Source organism: Sutcliffiella sp. NPDC057660 (genome assembly GCF_042800035.1).
Classification (GTDB): Bacteria; Bacillota; Bacilli; order Bacillales; family Bacillaceae_I; genus Sutcliffiella_A.
On the sequence record NZ_JBHVHV010000045.1, the window covers coordinates 1 to 1530 of the forward strand.

Genomic DNA, 1530 nt, shown 5'->3' on the forward strand with positions numbered 1-1530 from the left:
TGGGTCTAGACTATAAAGTAGACACGGTTTGGAGAGACTTGTAAAAACAAGTATCTGGACTGGAGCGTGTTACGATGAGTAAAAGATATGACCCTGAATTCAAAGAATACATTGCCAAACTAGTAGTAGAAGAGGGAAACAAAGCATCGGATATCAGTAAAGAAATGGACCTGTCGCCAAAGAACATATCACGTTGGGTTAGCATTTATCGAAAGAAAACAAAAGTTGGGGAGAGTTACATTACTCCTGGGGAATATAAAAAACGTGAGAAGGAACTACTGGATCAAATAAATGAATTGAAGGAGGAAAACGAAATCATAAAAAAGGCGGCGCACATCTTCATGAAAAGCCAGAAGTAATCTATCGATTTATCTTTCAGCATCGGAAAGATTATCGAATTGTGAAGATGTGCAAGGTATTGAATGTATCCAAGAGTGGGTATTACAAGTGGAAAAATAAAAAGGAAACCCATAGAAAGAAACGAAAATTGTTGATGATGGCCAAAATTCGTGGGCTATTCTTTCAGAATAGAGAAGTCTATGGAAGTCCTAGAATCACAAGAGAGTTGCATAAAGATGGAATTTTAATTTCAGAGAAAACCGTTGGAAGATACATGCGTGAAATGGGGCTTTGTGCTATACCGGAACAACGTTTTGTGGTTACGACAGATTCCAAACATAATCAACCAATATATCCGAATTTACTTAATCGCGAGTTTAATCCAGAAAAGCCTAATCAAGTGTGGGTAACAGATATCACTTACATTTGGACGTTAAAAGGATGGTTGTATTTGGCTACAGTAATGGATCTGTTTTCCAGAAAGATTGTCGGTTGGAGTTTGAACAAAACCATGACAAAGGAGCTTCCTTTACAAGCGCTAAACAGAGCTATAAATCAACGAAAACCCCCTGAGGGCTTAATTCATCACTCTGATCGTGGTAGTCAATATACATCGAGTGATTACATTGCACGCCTGAAGGAATGTAACATGAAAATAAGTATGAGTCGAAAAGGAAACTGTTATGATAATGCATGTATGGAGTCCTTTTTTGCGACACTGAAAAAAGAATTAGTGTATCGAAGAAAATTCACAACTCGAGAAGAAGCAACAAAGGAAATCTGGACATATATTATGAGTTTTTATAATGAAAGAAGAAGTCACTCTAAACTAGGATATGTATCACCAAATGAATACGAGCGAAGCAATACGAAAAGGCAAGTACATGATAAAAAAGCTGCATAAAGGGGGTAAAACAACTTAGCAACTTTACATGGAGGGGCGGGTATGATAGCCTACCTGGCGAGCCACTGGTTCCTATCCAAGTGGCTTTGTGGCTCGTGGTCATACCCGCAGAGGCTCCATGTCAAGTTGCGGGACAACGAGAATTCTCTAACTGGGATCTTTTATACAAGATAAAAACTAGTTAGCAGAAAAATAGCTTCTTTAAAATGTAAAGAAAAGCTCACCATTATTGAAGATTATGAAAAAATTCTCTCTAAAGTGTTGTCCACTTTCTTGACAGAAGACCA

Annotated in this window: 1 pseudogene; it reads left to right on the top strand. The window is 37.8% G+C overall.

The annotated features are described in order from the left end of the window. The first annotated feature begins 74 nt into the window (after nt 1-74). Nucleotides 75-1243: pseudogene (locus ACFVAD_RS24240) on the top strand (IS3 family transposase). Nucleotides 1244-1530 lie beyond the last annotated feature (287 nt).